Origin of the sequence: Delftia lacustris, from assembly GCF_040267515.1 — a bacterium.
In the GTDB taxonomy this organism is placed as follows: Bacteria; Pseudomonadota; Gammaproteobacteria; order Burkholderiales; family Burkholderiaceae_C; genus Comamonas; species Comamonas tsuruhatensis.
This window is the reverse complement of the sequence record NZ_CP141274.1, coordinates 2,164,890-2,180,222: the sequence shown is the minus strand read 5'-3', so window position 1 is coordinate 2,180,222 and position 15,333 is coordinate 2,164,890. Positions and strand designations below refer to the sequence as shown.

The window sequence follows — 15,333 nt, the reverse complement described above, 5'->3', positions numbered from 1 at the left end:
GAGCACGCCATGCACGGACAGGCCCTCACCATCGAACTCGACAGCCCCGACGACTGGCCCGGCTTTCGCGCAGCCTGCAGGGCGCTGCTGGCCCATGGCGCCGACCCCGCCCTGGTGCGCTGGCGGTGGCCCGACACGCCGAGTGCGCAGCCACTCGGCGCGGGGGTGGACCTGTTTTCCAGCGCGCCGCAGCAGGCCATGCCCGCCTCGGCGCTTGCCGGGCTGGCCGGCCCCGGCGAGGCAGGGCTGTCCCTGTCGGACACCCAGATGTCCGCCCTGCGCCATGCCTGCATGCACCGCGCGGCAGGCCGCTTCGAGCTGTGCCACCGCTGGCTGGCGCGCATGCAGGCCCGGCCCGAACTGCGGCTGGATGCGCTGGATGCGGACTGGCGCGCCATCGAGGCCCTGGCCCGCCCCGTCTCGCGCGAGATCCACAAGATGCACGCCTTCGTGCGCTTTCGGACGACACAGCGACCGGACCTGCCCGAGCTGCACATCGCCTGGTTCGAGCCCGAGCACCACATCGTGCGCGCGGCGGCGCCCTTTTTCTGCAAGCGCTTTGCCAACATGCACTGGGCCATCCTCACGCCGCAATGCAGCGTGCACTGGGACGGCCATGCGCTGCGCCTGGCGCCCGGCGCACGCCGCAGCGATGCCCCGCCAGCCGACGCGGGCGAGGCCCTGTGGCTGACCTACTACGCCAGCACCTTCAACCCCGCGCGCCTGAAGGAGCAGGCCATGCTGCGCGAGATGCCGCGCCGCTACTGGCACAACCTGCCCGAGACGGTGCTGATCTCCACCCTGGTCCAGCAGGCCCGCGCGCGCACGGGACAGATGCTGGAGCAGTAAGGACAGGCGCAAAAAACAAAGGCCCCGAAGGGCCTTTGTCTGCTTTGCAGCGTCGCTCAGTGCATCAGCCCAGCCACTTGCGGGCGTTGCGCCACACGCGCATCCAGGGGCTGAATTCCGACTTGTCGCCGTTGGTCCAGCTCATCTGCACGTTGCGGAACACGCGCTCGGGGTGGGGCATCATGGCCGTGAAGCGGCCATCGGCCGTGGTCACTGCCGTCAGGCCGCCGGCCGATCCGTTGGGATTGAACGGGTACTGCTCGGTGGCCTTGCCGTGGTTGTCCACATAGCGCATGGAGGCGATGGCCTTGTCCGCATTGCCCCGGAAGCGGAAGTTGGCAAAGCCTTCGCCGTGGGCCACGGCGATGGGCAGGCGGCTGCCGGCCATGCCCTGCAGGAACAGGCTGGGCGACTCCAGCACTTCCACCATGGACAGGCGCGCCTCGAAGCGGTTGCTCTGGTTCTGCGTGAAACGCGGCCAGTCCTGGGCACCGGGAATGATGTCGGCCAGCTCGGCAAACATCTGGCAGCCGTTGCACACGCCCAGGCCGAAGGTGTCGCTGCGGCCGAAGAACTGCTGGAACTGCGCGGACAGGCTGTCGTTGAAGGTGATGGAGCGCGCCCAGCCGATGCCGGCGCCCAGCGTGTCGCCGTAGCTGAAGCCGCCGCAGGCCACCACGCCGGCGAAGTCCTGCAGCTGCGCGCGGCCGCTTTGCAGGTCGGTCATGTGCACGTCCACGGCGTCGAAGCCGGCCTCGGTGAAGGCGTAGGCCATTTCCACATGGGAGTTCACGCCCTGCTCGCGCAGCACGGCCACGCGGGGCCGCGCGCCCAGGTTCAGGAAGGGTGCGGCCGGGTTCTCGGCCGGGTCGAACGTCAGGTGCAGGTGCATGCCCGGGTCGGCAGGCTCGCCGGCTGCGGCGTGCTCGCTGTCGGCGCAGGCCGGGTTGTCGCGCTGCTGGGCAATCTTCCAGCTGACGGCATCCCAGACCTGGTGCAGGTCGCTGAGCGAGGCGCCGAAGACGGACTTGGCATCGCGCCAGACCTGCAGCTCGCCCTTGCCCGCATCGACCTTGGAGGAGGCAGGACGCGTCTTGCCGATGATGTGGCTGCAGGTGGACAGGCCATGCTCGCGCAGGGTCTGCAGCACGGCGGCGCGGTCGGCCGTGCGGATCTGCAGCACGGCGCCCAGTTCTTCGTTGAACAGCGCGCGCAGCGTCATGTCGTCGCGGCGGCCGCTGATCTGGGAGGCCCAGTTCTTGCCTTCGCCCGAGTCCATGCGGCTGTCGCTGATGCCGTCGCCTTCGGTGACCAGCATGTCCACGTTGATAGCCACGCCCACATGGCCGGCAAAGGCCATCTCGGCCACGGTGGCCAGCAGGCCGCCGTCGCCCTTGTCGTGGTAGGCCAGGATCTGGCCCTTGGCGCGCAGGTCGTTGACGGCATCGACCAGGGCAATCAGGTCCTTGGCGTCATCGAGGTCGGGCGTCTCGTTGCCGGTCTGGCCCAGCACCTGGCCCAGGATGGAGCCGCCCATGCGCATCTTGCCGCGGCCCAGGTCCACCAGCACCAGGGTGCTGTCGTCTTCCGAGGCGTCCAGCTGGGGCGTGAGCGTGCCGCGCACATCGTCGATGGAGGCAAAGCCCGTGATGATCAGGCTGACCGGCGAGGTCACCTTCTTGACCTGGCCGCCCTCGTTCCACTGGGTGCGCATGGACAGGCTGTCCTTGCCCACGGGGATCGAGATGTCCAGCTGCGGGCACAGCTCCATGCCCACGGCCTTGACGGTGGCGTAGAGCGCCGCGTCTTCGCCGGGCTCGCCGCAGGCCGCCATCCAGTTGGCCGACATCTTGACCCTGGACAGTTCGATGGGCGCGGCCAGCATGTTGGTGATGGCCTCGGCCACGGCCATACGGCCCGACGCCGGCGCGTTGATGGCCGCCAGCGGCGTGCGCTCGCCCATGGCCATGGCCTCGCCCTTGAAGCCCTGGAAATCGGCCAGCGTGACGGCCACGTCGGCCACGGGCACCTGCCAGGGGCCGACCATCTGGTCGCGGTGGGTCAGGCCGCCCACGGCGCGGTCGCCGATGGTGATCAGGAAGCGCTTGGAGGCCACGGTGGGGTGGGCCAGCACGTCGATCACGGCCTTTTCCAGGGGCACGCCGGTCAGGTCCATGGGGGGCAGCTCCCGCTGCACGGTGGCCACGTCGCGGTGCATCTTGGGCGGCTTGCCCAGCAGCACGTTCATGGGCATGTCCACGGGGAACTTCTGGTCGCCCGAGGCCACGGCCGTGTCCTCCAGCACCAGCTGGCGCTCCTCGGTGGCCGTGCCGATCACGGCAAACGGGCAGCGCTCGCGCTCGCAGAAGGCCGTGAATTCGGCCAGCGATTCGGGCGCGATGGCCAGTACATAGCGCTCCTGGCTTTCGTTGGACCAGATTTCCTTGGGCGCCAGGCCGGATTCCTCCAGGTTGACGGCGCGCAGATCGAAGCGCGCGCCACGGCCCGCATCGTTGGTCAGCTCGGGGAAGGCATTGGACAGGCCGCCGGCACCCACGTCGTGGATGGCCAGGATGGGGTTCTTGTCACCCTGGGCCCAGCAGTGGTTGATGACTTCCTGGGCGCGGCGCTCGATCTCGGGGTTGCCGCGCTGCACGGAGTCGAAGTCCAGCTCGGCCGCGTTCGTGCCGCTGGCCATGGAGCTGGCAGCGCCGCCGCCCATGCCGATGCGCATGCCGGGGCCGCCCAGCTGGATCAGCAGGGTGCCGGCGGGGAACTCGATCTTGCGCGTCAGCTCGGAGTCGATCACGCCCAGGCCGCCCGCGATCATGATGGGCTTGTGGTAGCCACGCATCACGGCATCGGCACCCACGCCGACCTGCTGCTCGTACTCGCGGAAATAGCCGGTCAGGTTGGGACGGCCGAACTCGTTGTTGAAGGCCGCGCCACCGAGCGGGCCCTCGATCATGATCTGCAGCGGGCTGGCGATGTGCTCGGGCTTGCCCACTTCGCTGCCCCACAGCTTGGAGACCGTGAAGCCCGACAGGCCGGCCTTGGGCTTGGAGCCGCGGCCCGTGGCGCCCTCGTCGCGGATCTCGCCGCCCGCGCCGGTCGATGCGCCGGGGAAGGGAGAGATGGCCGTGGGGTGGTTGTGCGTCTCCACCTTCATGAGGACGTGGTTGACGGCCTTCTTCTTCTGGTAGCTGGGCGCCTTGATCTTGTCCAGGGCTGCCTCGAAGGTGGCGACGAAGCGCTCGACCTCATGGCCTTCCATGATGGAGGCGTTGTCCGAATAAGCCACCACCGTGTGCTGGGGCGAGACCTGGTGCGTGTGGCGGATCATGCCGAACAGGCTCTTGTCCTGGGCCACGCCGTCGATGGTGAACTGGGCGTTGAAGATCTTGTGGCGGCAGTGCTCGCTGTTGGCCTGCGCGAACATCATCAGTTCCACGTCCGTGGGATTGCGCTTGAGGCCCTTGAAGGCGTCGACCAGGTAGTCGATCTCGTCGTCGGCCAGGGCCAGGCCCCATTGGCGGTTGGCAGTCTCCAGCGCCGCGCGGCCGCCGCCCAGCACATCGACGAACTCCATGGGAGCGGCTTCCAGGGCGGAGAACAGCTGCTCGGCCTCGGCGCGCGTGGCGAAGACCGATTCGGTCATGCGGTCGTGCAGCAAGGCGGCGATCCGTGCAGTCTGCTCGGCCGAAAGTTCAGGCGCGCTGCCCAGCACATTGCTCAGCAGGCCCGTCTTGAAGGCGATGCGGTATTCGGTGATGCGCTCCACGCGGAACACGCCCAGGCCGCAGTTGCGGGCAATGTCCGTGGCCTTGGAGGCCCACGGGGAGATCGTTCCCAGGCGCGGCGTGACCACCAGGGCGGCACCGTCGGCCGGGCCTTCGTAGGGATCTCCATAGGTCAAGAGCGCCTGGAGGCGCTCTTGCAATGCGGGCGTGGGTGCGGCGTCCGTGGCCACCAGGTGCACGAAGCGCGCGGCAATGCCGGTGATTTTGGGATGGATGGCGACCAGGTCGGTCAGAAGCTGCTGGGCGCGGAACGAGCTGAGAGCGTTTCCACCCTCGAACTGTGTCAGATGCAAGGTCACGTGGCGGCCTGTTGGGTGAGGAGGCTTGTGAAAAGCGCCCTGCGGCCCCGCCCGGCTGGGGGCAGGCCGCAAGGCGCTGAATCGGTGAGGCCGCCATTTTACCGGGCTGCGCCGTCCCGGTGGCGACAGCCGCCCCTTACCCCTGCACGTCCAAAGGCGCAATGGGATAATTGCGGGCATGAGCATCACCATCAAGAGCGCCGAAGACATCGCAGCCATGCGCGTGGCATGCCGCCTGGCTTCGGAAGTGCTGGACTACATCACCCCCCACATCAAGCCCGGCATCACCACGGCCGAGATCGACCGGCTGGGCGCCGAATGCATGGCGCAGCAGGGCACGGTCTCCGCCACCGTCGGCTACCAGCCGCCTGGCTACCCGCCCTATCCCGGGCACCTGTGCACCTCGGTCAACCATGTGGTCTGCCACGGCATCCCCAATGACAAGCCGCTCAAGAAGGGCGACATCGTCAATGTGGATGTCACGGTCATCACCAAGGACGGCTGGTACGGCGACAACAGCCGCATGTTCCTGATCGGCGAGTGCTCCATCGCGGCCAAGCGCCTGTCGGCGCTGACCTTCGACGCCATGTGGCTGGGCATCCAGCAGGTCAGGCCCGGCGCCACGCTGGGCGACATCGGCAACGCCATCCAGACCTTTGCCGAAGGCCACGGCCTGTCGGTGGTGCGCGAGTTCTGCGGCCACGGCATCGGCCAGAAGTTCCACGAAGAGCCGCAGATCCTGCACTATGGCCGCCCCGGCACGGGCACCGTTCTCGAAGAGGGCATGGTCTTCACCGTCGAGCCCATGCTCAACCTGGGCAGGCGCGAGATCAAGGAACTGGGCAAGGACGGCTGGACCATCGTGACCAAGGACCACAGCCTCTCGGCCCAGTGGGAACACACCCTGGTGGTCACCAAGACGGGCTACGAAGTCATGACCCTGTCGGCTGGCTCGCCCGCGCTCCCGCCCTTCGTGACCGCCACGAGCTGCTGAGGCTCGGCATGTTTCTTGCGTGATGCGCAGGCAAAATGGCACTGCGCCCGGGGCACCCGCTCCAGGCGCCTCCCCCGCCCTGGCCGCGCATGAAACAGATCACTGACCACACTCCTTCCAACTCTGCGCCCGCAGCCCCGGATTCGCTGGAGCAGTTGCGCGCGCAGTACGCCCTCGATCGCGGACGCTGGATAGGCTCGCTGCTGGCGCCCACCATGGGCCGGCGCGGCGTGCGCCTGGTGCTGCAGCACCTGAGCGATCTGGCCGACACGCTGCTGCGCGCGCTGTGGCACCGCGCCGGCATGCCTGCCGAGGCCTGCCTGGCCGCCGTGGGAGGCTATGGCCGCGCCCAGCTGTTTCCCTACTCCGACATCGACGTGCTGGTGCTGCTGCCGGCCACCGGCACGGCAGACCCTGAGCTGACCTCGCGCATAGAAAAGTTCATCGGCAGCTGCTGGGACGCGGGCCTGGAGATCGGCTCCAGCGTGCGCACGCTGGCCGAATGCCTGCAAGAGTCCGGGCGCGACCTCACCGTGCAGACCGCCTTGCTGGAGTCGCGCCGCATCTGCGGAAACGAGCCGCTGTTCGGCGAGTTCCAGCAGCGCTACCAGGCACAGATGAATGCGCGCGCCTTTCTGTCCGGCAAGCTGCTGGAAATGCGCCAGCGCCACAACAAGTACGAGAGCACGCCCTACTCGCTGGAGCCCAACTGCAAGGAATCGCCCGGCGGCCTGCGCGATCTGCACACCATGATCTGGCTGGCCCGCGCCGCAGGCCTGGGCCACAGCTGGCAGGCCCTGGCGGAAAAGGGACTGATCACCGATTTCGAGCGCCAGCAGCTCGAAGACAACGAGGCCATGCTCAGCCTGATACGCGCGCGCCTGCACGCCGTGGCGGGCCGGCACGAGGACCGCCTGGTTTTCGACCAGCAGACCGCCGTGGCCGAGGCCTTTGGCTACCGCTCCACCTCGGCCGAGGGCCGCAAGCTGGCCATGCGCGCCAGCGAGACGCTGATGCGCCACTACTACTGGGCAGCCAAGGCCGTGACCCAGCTGTGCCAGATCCTGCGGCTGAACATCGAGGAGCGCCTGAACCCGCGCCCCACGCCGCGGATCCGGCTGAACTCGCGCTTCTACGAGAAGGCCGGCACCATCGAAGTGGCCAGCGACGATCTGTACGAGCGCGAGCCGCATGCCATCCTCGAAACCTTCCTGATGTACGAGACCCATGTGGGCCTCACCGACCTGTCGGCACGCACGCTGCGCGCGCTGTACGGCGCGCGGGACCTGATGGATGCGGCCTTCCGGCGCGACCCGGTCAACCGCGCCACGTTCATGAAGATCCTGCAGCAGCCCAGCGGCATCACGCATGCCATGCGGCTGATGAACCAGACCTCGGTGCTGGGGCGCTACCTGTGGCCCTTCCGGCGCATCGTGGGCCAGATGCAGCACGACCTGTTCCACGTCTACACGGTGGACCAGCACATTCTCATGGTGCTGCGCAATGTGCGGCGCTTTTTCATGGCCGAGCATGCGCATGAGTATCCGTTCTGCTCCCAGCTGGCCAGCGGCTGGGACAAGCCCTGGCTGCTGTACGTGGCCGCGCTGTTCCACGACATCGGCAAGGGCCGCGGCGGCGACCACTCCATCATCGGCGCCGTGGAGGCCAAGCGCTTTTGCCGTGCCCACGGCATTGCGCGCGCCGACGCCGAGCTGATCGAGTTCCTCGTGCGCGAGCACCTGACCATGAGCCAGGTCGCACAAAAGCAGGATCTGTCGGACCCCGAGGTGATCCAGGCCTTTGCCGAGCGCGTGGGCAACGAGCGCAACCTTACGGCGCTGTACCTGCTCACCGTGGCCGACATCCGTGGCACCAGCCCCAAGGTGTGGAGCGCCTGGAAGGGCAAGCTGCTGGAGGACACCTATCGCCTGACCCTGCGCGTGATGGGTGGCCGCGCGCCCGACGCGGCCGCCGAGATCGAGGCGCGCCGGCGCGAGGCGCTGGTGCAGCTGGCGCTGACGGCCCAGCCCTTCGAGTCCCACAAGAAGCTCTGGGACACGCTGGGCGTGGACTACTTCATGCGCCATGAGGCGGCCGACATCGCCTGGCACACACGCCACCTGTCGCGCCACGTGGGCACCACCCGCCCCGTGGTGCGTGCGCGCCGCTCACTGGCGGGCGAGGGACTGCAGGTGCTGGTCTACGCACCCGACCAGCCCGATCTGTTCGCGCGCATCTGCGGCTACTTCGACCGCGCAGCGTTTTCCATCCTGGATGCGCGCGTGCACACGGCCCACAACAGCTATGCGCTGGACACCTTCCAGGTGGTGGCGCCCGCCATGCAGGAGCAGTACCGCGAACTGATGCACATGGTCGAGAACGACCTGGTCGCCGCCCTGATGGAGGGCGGACCGCTGCGCGAGCCCTCGCCCCGGCGCCTGTCGCGCCGCGTCAAGAGCTTCCCCTTCGCGCCGCGCGTCACGCTGCGGCCCGACGACAAGGCCCAGCACTGGCTGCTGTCCATCTCGGCCACGGACCGCGCCGGCCTGCTCTACACCGTGGCGCGCATCCTGGCCCAGCACCACCTGAGCGTGCAGTTGGCCAAGGTCAGCACGCTGGGCGAGCGCGTGGAGGACAGCTTCCTCATCGAGGGTGCCGAGCTGCAGAACAACCAGCGCCAGCTGCTCATAGAGACCGAGCTTTTGCAGGCCCTGGCAGTCTGAGCCGATTGCGCAAAAAAAGCCCGCCCTGTTGTGCAGGGCGGGCTCGTCGGGTTCATGCGCTGGCAGGCGGGGATGCAGCCATCAGTGCATGGCGGACGCAGGCGCCGACACCGTGGCCACTTGCTTGCCCTCGCGGTCATAGAGCTTGCCATCGACCACCCGGTCGCCATCGGCCAGGGCAGACAGCACGGCCTCGCTGAGCACGCGCTCCGATCCGGCGCCGAACACCGATGGCTCTTCGGGGTTGCCCTGCTTGAAGTGGTTGAAGACCAGGTTCAGCAGCAGCACGGTCACCGCAGTGGAGCTGATGCCCGAATGGAACATGGTGGCGAACCAGTCCGGGAAGTGGTGATAGAAGTCCGGCTTGACCATGGGCAGCACGCCCATGCCGATGGACGCCGCCACGATGATCAGGTTCATGTTGTTGTGATAGTCCACCTTGGCCAGCGTGCGGATGCCGCTGGCTGCCACCGTGCCAAAGAGCACCAGGCCCGCGCCGCCCAGTACCGAGGGCGGCACGCAGGCCACGATGCGCCCCATGATGGGCAGCAGTCCGAAGGCGATCAGGATCAGCCCGCTGAAGGCCACCACATAGCGGCTCTTGATGCCCGTGACCGCGACCAGGCCCACGTTCTGGGCAAAGGCGCTCTGCGTGAACGAACCGAAGAACGGGGCCACCACGCTGGACAGCATGTCGGCACGCAGGCCGTCGGCCAGGCGGCGCGAATCCACGCGGGTGCCCACGATGTCGCCCACGGCCAGGATGTCGGCCGAGGTCTCCACCAAGGTCACCAGGATCACGATGGACATGGAAAGCGTCGCCGCCAGGCTGAAGGTCGGCCAGCCGAAGTGCAGCGGCATGGGCACGGCGAACCACGCACCGCTGCCCACCTCGGAAAAGTCGGACTTGCCGATCATGGCCGCCACCGCCGTGCCGATGACGATGGCCAGCAGGATGGACAGGCGCGAGATCATGGCGTTGCCCAGCTTGCTCAGCGCCAGCACGATGACCAGGGACAGCCCGGCCAGGCCGATGTTGCCCATGCTTCCGTAGTCGGCCGCCTGGGGATTGCCACCCATGGCCCAGTGGGCGGCCACCGGCATCAGCGACAGGCCGATGATGGTGATCACGCAGCCATTGACCAGCGGAGGAAAAAAGCGCGTGAGCTTGGAGAAGATGGGCGCAATGATCAGGCCGAACACCGAGGCAAAGAGCACAGCGCCCAGCACCCCCTGCATGCCGCCGCCCGTATGCAGGATGCTGACCATGGTGGCCACGCCCGAGAAGGACACGCCCTGCACCAGCGGCAGGCGCGAGCCGAAGAACGGAATGCCCAGCGTCTGCAGCAGCGTGGCCAGCCCGCCCATGAAAAGGCAGGCCGTGATCAGCAGGCCCGTGTCGGCCGCCGACATACCCGCCGCATTGGCCATGACCAGGGGCACGGCCACGATGCCGCCGTACATGGTCAGCACATGCTGCAAACCATAGAGGGTGTTGGCCGTGAGGCCGAGTTGCTCGTCCTCCGGGCGGATGTCTGCGCCCAGGGCCGGCGCATTGCCAGAACTTTTTTCCATCGCTGTCTCCTTGTCCTCTTGTTCACAGAACGCCGGACAAGTACGCGGCAGCCGGATGGCGGCAGGCACGCCCCCGCGCACCCTTTGCCGCCGACCCGATAGGCCGCGCTCTCCTGCATCCTGCATCGCGAAGCCCGGTGGCTGCTTGGCAGCTCTTGGCGGGCGCACGCACACAATCCCCGCCTTCGCGGGAAGTGCCACTGTACGGCGCCAGCATGGAAAAATTGTCTACCGATTTGTATACAAAGACCTGACCGCAGATCCTGGAATTACAGCGGCAAGCAAGTCCGCTCAGTCATCCTCGGCAGCGCTGATGCCGGGGAACAGCACATCGGTGAAGCCGAACTGGCGGAAGTCGCGCATGCGCATGGGATAGAGCTTTCCCCAGAGGTGGTCGCACTCATGCTGGACCACCCGCGCATGAAAGCCATCCACCGTGCGATCGATCGCATCGCCAAAGACATCGAAGCCCGTGTAGCGGATACGGCTCCAGCGCGGCACCATGCCACGCATGCCGGGTACGGACAGGCAGCCTTCCCAGTCCATCTGTTCGTCTTCGCCGATGGGCGTGATGACCGGGTTGATGAGCACGGTGCGCGGCACCACCGGTGCATCGGGGTAGCGCGGATTGGGCAGGCCGGAGCCGAACACCACCATCTGCAGGTCCACGCCAATCTGCGGCGCGGCCAGCCCCGCGCCATTGGCGGCATGCATGGTGTCCAGCAGGTCGCTGAGCAGCAGGTGCAGTTCGTCGGTGTCGAATTCGGTCACGGGCTGGGCGACGCGCAGCAGGCGCGGATCACCCATTTTCAATATGGTGCGTACAGTCATGGCAGTGCACGGTGATGCAGGAAATGCGGGTCGCCAAGCATAGCGGGCGCACCGCGCACCGCGCACCTTGACCACACCCACCTGCTTCGCCCCCCCGATCACCCCCTCTCGCCCCCCTTGGCCGCCATGGCTACACCGCGCTGGCACAATCGCAGCATGCCCAGCACCGCCAGAGAGTCATCCGCCGCGTCCTCAGAGGACCGTGACACAGGCGCGCAGCAAACACCCGCGGCACAGGCCCGGCAGCCGGATGCCACTGCGCAGGCAGGCATGGCGCAGGCCTTCAATGATGATGATCCCCCGCCCCTGCACCGCATGCCGGCCGCGCCGTTGCGCTGGGCGCTGCAGCTGTTTGCCTGCCTGAGCCTGGCGACGGGCATTGCCGGCATCTTCATTCCAGGATTGCCCACCACGGTGTTCGTGCTCATGGCCGGATGGGCCGCGGCGCGCAGCTCGCAGCGCATGCACACCTGGCTGTGGCGCCATCGCCTGTTCGGGCCCATGCTGCGCAATTGGGCGCGGGGTGGCTGCGTGAGCCGGCGCGCCAAATGGAGCGCCAGCGCCATGATGAGCCTGTGCGCCGTCATCCTGCTGTGGACACGCCCGCCCGCCTGGGTACAGGCCGTGGCGCTGACGTCCATGGGCTGCGTGCTGGTGTGGCTGTGGTTCAGGCCAGAGCCCTGAGAATGAAGGCCTGCGGCAGGCCTGCTGAAAAAAATTCCCCGAGTTTTCTGTGACGTGTTTTTTACGTCATATAATCTAGGTCTTGTTCCTCAATAGCTCAGTTGGTAGAGCGCCGGACTGTTAATCCGTAGGTCCCTGGTTCGAGCCCAGGTTGAGGAGCCAAAGAATTTCAAGACCCTGCAATCGCACAGGATCTTTGTCGATAGACACGTATTCCTCAATAGCTCAGTTGGTAGAGCGCCGGACTGTTAATCCGTAGGTCCCTGGTTCGAGCCCAGGTTGAGGAGCCAAATTTCAGCGGCCTTGCAATCGCACAGGGCCCAGCACCAACATATTCCTCAATAGCTCAGTTGGTAGAGCGCCGGACTGTTAATCCGTAGGTCCCTGGTTCGAGCCCAGGTTGAGGAGCCAGATGAAAAGCCCGCATGCCAGCGCATGCGGGCTTTTTTGTTTGCTCAGGCTGCGCGCACCATGCCGACAGTCGGCGTGCTCGGCGCTGCGGCAGGGGCGGCCGACTCCACGGTGACAGGCTTGCCGTGCTTGGCATGTGCGCGACGCGCACCGTGCGCAGCGCGCGCTTGCTCCACGCCCTCTTCCCATGCACGCAGCTCTTCTTCCAGCCGCGCAGCCCGCTCCGCATACATGTCCGCAGAGGACTTGTAGTATTCGGCAGCAATGGTGTGCTCCAGCATCGCCATGCGTGCCTCCTGCAGGTAGGCCCGGGTGCGACGGATATAGCGCGGCTCGGCAAGGCTTGCGCCAAAGATTTTGCTGAAAAACATCGCTCATCCTCCTTCGATGTCTTCGCAGCGAAAGCCATGCATCCGCAAGAAGACAAGCCCAGGATAGCCAACCCGGCCTGGCGGCGCTGTCCCCTGGCGGGACAAGGCCGCGTAGGAGGTTCACTTACCCCGGCCAGGCGATGCTCTCGCATCCACGCAACCCTCTTCACCATGGTTTGTGCAAGACTGCGGCTGCAGAGAAGCACGAATCCATTATTTTTCAGTCCGCACCCGATCATGTCCCACCCCCTCCCATGGCTCATTCCCCACCAGGCCTTCCCTCCTGTGGAAACGGCATGGGGCCCCAACGACCCGATTCCGGGCCTGCTGGCCGCAGGCGGCACGCTGGATGCGGCGCACCTGCGCATCGCCTACAGCCAGGGCATTTTTCCCTGGTTCAGCGAAGGCCAGCCCACGCTATGGTGGTCGCCCGATCCACGCATGGTGCTGCAGACATCGCAGTTCCGGCTGCACCGCAGCCTGCGCAAGACATTGCAGCGCTTTCGCTCCACCGTCGGCTGCGAGATCCGCATCGACAGCGCTTTCGAGGCCGTGATGCAGCACTGCGCCCAAACGGTGCGCCGTGACCAGGATGGCACCTGGATCGTGCAGGAAATTCTTGACGCCTATACCGAACTGCACCGCCAGGGTGCAGCCCACAGCGTGGAAACCTGGATCGACGGGCGCCTGGTGGGCGGCCTGTACTGCGTGGCGCTGGGCCGCGCCGTATTCGGCGAGTCCATGTTCGCGCATGCCACAGACGCATCCAAGATCGCACTGTCGGCACTGGTGGCGCTGTGCCGGCACCAAGGCGCCGCGCAAATCGATTGCCAGCAGGCCACGCAGCACCTGGCTTCGCTGGGCGCGCGCGAGATGCCCCGCTCCCAGTTCCTGCGCACCGTGGCAGAGCAAAGCCAGCTGCCGCCCATGCACTGGCAATTCGAAAACGTATACTGGAACGAGTTGCTGCCGCCGTCCGGTGACGCCGGCAGCACATCACCGGCTGCCGCCAGCACACCATGACGCACCCGAACGATCTTCCGCTGCAGGCCCTGCAGTTCTACGCCACAGCCGCCTATCCCTGCAGCTACCTGGATGGCCGGCTGGCGCGTTCGCAAGTGGCCACGCCCAGCCACCTGATCCAGAACAGCGCCTATTCGGAGCTGGTCTCCCTGGGGTTTCGCCGCAGCGGAATGTTCACCTACCGGCCGTATTGCGATGGTTGCCGGGCCTGCGTGCCCATGCGCATCCTGGTCCACGATTTCCGCCCGGACCGCAGCCAGCGCCGCGCCGCCGTGCGCCACGCCGATCTCACGGCATCGATCCAGCGCCTGCATTACTCGAACGAGCATTACCAGCTGTACCTGCGCTACCAGCAAAGCCGTCACAGCGGCGGCGGCATGGACCACGACAGCGTGGACCAGTACACGCAGTTCCTGCTGCAAAGCCGCGTCAACTCACGGCTTGTGGAGTTCCGCGCACCGGCGGCCGACGGCGCAGTCGGCAGGCTGAAGATGGTCTCCATCCTCGATGTGCTGGAAGACGGGCTGTCCGCCGTCTACACCTTCTACGAGCCCGATGACCAGGCCAGCTACGGCACGTTCAACGTGCTATGGCAGATCGATCAGGCACGCTCCATGAGCCTGCCCTATGTCTACCTGGGCTACTGGATCGCCGACAGCCAGAAGATGAATTACAAGGCGCGCTTTCTTCCCCATGAAGTGCGCGTGGACGAGCGCTGGCAGCGCGTGGATCAGTTCCCACGCTGATATGGCGCCACCGCGCCCTTTTCAGCGACATTTCTTATGCACATGGCCGCTGTTTGCAGGCGGCACATATGCCGCCAAGCCATGCCCGCCGCTAGAATGACCGAATCCCGAAATCCCCTTGCGCCTCATGAAAAAAGACGATAACGCGGCCTCGCCCAAGCCCAGCGTCCAGGTCCTGGAACGCATGTTCACGTTGATCGACGTGTTGGCCTCGCGTGAGGAAGCGGTATCGCTCAAGGAGATCAGCGAGCGCACCGGCCTGCACCCCTCCACCACGCACCGCATTCTCAACGACCTGGCCATTGGCCGCTTCGTCGACCGCCCCGAATCGGGCAGCTACCGGCTGGGCATGCGCTTCCTGGAGCTGGGCAACCTGGTCAAGGCCCGCCTGAGCGTACGCGAAGCGGCCCTGATTCCCATGCGCCAGCTGCACAAGCAGATCCAGCAGCCGGTCAGCCTCAGCGTGCGCCAGGGCGATGAAATCGTCTATGTGGAACGCGCCTACAGCGAGCGCTCGGGCATGCAGGTGGTGCGCGCCATCGGCGGCCATGCGCCGCTGCACCTCACATCCAATGGCAAGCTGTTTCTGGCGGCCGATGATGCGCAGCAGGTGCGCGCCTACGCCACACGCACCGGCCTTCCCGGCAAGACGCACTTCAGCATCACGCGGCTTGCCGACATGGAAAACGAGCTGGACAAGGTACGCCACCATGGCGTCGCCCGCGACAACGAGGAGCTGGAGCTGGGCGTGCGCTGCATGGCCGCCGGCATCTATGACGACCAGGGCAAGCTGGTGGCCGGCCTGTCCATCTCCGCTCCCGCCGACCGGCTGGACGAAAGCTGGTTGTCCAAGCTCCAGGCCACCGCGCAGGAGATCTCGGGCGCCCTGGGCTTCAATGCGGTCCGCCCTGCAGCCCCGCCCCCCAATCCCTACGCGCGCAGCAACCACTGATCTGCAAGCAGCCATCCGCAAGCAGCAAGACCGGTCATCAAAAACAACAAAGGCGCCCAGGGCGCCTTTGTTGTT

Annotated in this window: 11 protein-coding genes and 3 tRNA genes; 10 read left to right on the top strand and 4 right to left on the bottom strand. The window is 66.6% G+C overall.

What is annotated here, in order from left to right; all coding sequences use genetic code 11:
• The first annotated feature begins 9 nt into the window (after nt 1–9).
• Nucleotides 10–849 carry a TIGR03915 family putative DNA repair protein gene (locus tag U6958_RS11250; protein WP_046986777.1) on the top strand — a complete coding sequence of 280 codons (840 nt, stop codon included), beginning with the start codon at nt 10–12 and terminating at the stop codon, nt 847–849.
• A gap of 64 nt (nt 850–913) precedes the next feature.
• On the opposite strand, the gene purL is transcribed toward U6958_RS11250, so the two are convergent.
• A complete protein-coding gene (gene purL / locus U6958_RS11245; protein ID WP_074921402.1) occupies nt 914–4,948 on the bottom strand; it encodes a phosphoribosylformylglycinamidine synthase in 4,035 nt (1,344 codons plus the stop codon).
• 178 nt (nt 4,949–5,126) lie between these two features.
• Here purL and map point away from each other — a divergent pair, with 178 nt between their 5' ends.
• A complete protein-coding gene (gene map / locus U6958_RS11240; RefSeq protein ID WP_074921401.1) occupies nt 5,127–5,942 on the top strand; it encodes a type I methionyl aminopeptidase in 816 nt (271 codons plus the stop codon).
• 89 nt (nt 5,943–6,031) lie between these two features.
• Nucleotides 6,032–8,665, top strand: coding sequence for a [protein-PII] uridylyltransferase (locus U6958_RS11235; protein WP_046986780.1), 2,634 nt, complete (start codon nt 6,032–6,034; stop codon nt 8,663–8,665).
• Nucleotides 8,666–8,746: 81 nt separating this feature from the next.
• Here the strand turns inward: U6958_RS11235 and U6958_RS11230 are convergent, their stop codons facing one another.
• Both U6958_RS11230 and def read right to left on the bottom strand, forming a co-directional pair.
• Nucleotides 8,747–10,240 (bottom strand): nucleobase:cation symporter-2 family protein, encoded by a 1,494-nt coding sequence (locus tag U6958_RS11230; protein ID WP_016450767.1) that lies wholly within the window; start codon nt 10,238–10,240, stop codon nt 8,747–8,749.
• 291 nt (nt 10,241–10,531) lie between these two features.
• A complete protein-coding gene (gene def / locus U6958_RS11225; RefSeq protein WP_016450766.1) occupies nt 10,532–11,071 on the bottom strand; it encodes a peptide deformylase in 540 nt (179 codons plus the stop codon).
• A 270-nt stretch (nt 11,072–11,341) separates the two neighbouring features.
• Here def and U6958_RS11220 point away from each other — a divergent pair, with 270 nt between their 5' ends.
• The 4 genes from U6958_RS11220 to U6958_RS11205 all read left to right on the top strand — a co-directional run bounded on the left by U6958_RS11220 (nt 11,342) and on the right by U6958_RS11205 (nt 12,166).
• Nucleotides 11,342–11,755 (top strand): YbaN family protein, encoded by a 414-nt coding sequence (locus U6958_RS11220; protein WP_026062075.1) that lies wholly within the window; start codon nt 11,342–11,344, stop codon nt 11,753–11,755.
• An 86-nt stretch (nt 11,756–11,841) separates the two neighbouring features.
• A tRNA-Asn gene (locus tag U6958_RS11215) sits at nt 11,842–11,917 on the top strand.
• A gap of 52 nt (nt 11,918–11,969) precedes the next feature.
• Nucleotides 11,970–12,045: transfer RNA gene (locus tag U6958_RS11210), tRNA-Asn, on the top strand.
• Nucleotides 12,046–12,090: 45 nt separating this feature from the next.
• Nucleotides 12,091–12,166 (top strand) — tRNA-Asn (locus tag U6958_RS11205).
• Between the two features lie 44 nt (nt 12,167–12,210).
• On the opposite strand, the gene U6958_RS11200 is transcribed toward U6958_RS11205, so the two are convergent.
• A complete protein-coding gene (locus U6958_RS11200) occupies nt 12,211–12,537 on the bottom strand; it encodes a hypothetical protein (protein ID WP_016447407.1) in 327 nt (108 codons plus the stop codon).
• A 237-nt stretch (nt 12,538–12,774) separates the two neighbouring features.
• On the opposite strand from U6958_RS11200, the gene aat reads away from it, so the two are divergent.
• The 3 genes from aat to U6958_RS11185 all read left to right on the top strand — a co-directional run bounded on the left by aat (nt 12,775) and on the right by U6958_RS11185 (nt 15,258).
• A complete protein-coding gene (gene aat / locus U6958_RS11195; protein ID WP_074921400.1) occupies nt 12,775–13,560 on the top strand; it encodes a leucyl/phenylalanyl-tRNA--protein transferase in 786 nt (261 codons plus the stop codon).
• A complete protein-coding gene (locus tag U6958_RS11190) occupies nt 13,557–14,306 on the top strand; it encodes an arginyltransferase (RefSeq protein WP_074921399.1) in 750 nt (249 codons plus the stop codon). Before aat ends, U6958_RS11190 begins: the two co-directional genes overlap by 4 nt.
• 127 nt (nt 14,307–14,433) lie before the next feature.
• The gene (locus tag U6958_RS11185) at nt 14,434–15,258 is read left to right on the top strand and encodes an IclR family transcriptional regulator (protein WP_074921398.1); all 825 of its coding nucleotides are present in this window, start codon (nt 14,434–14,436) and stop codon (nt 15,256–15,258) included.
• Nucleotides 15,259–15,333 lie beyond the last annotated feature (75 nt).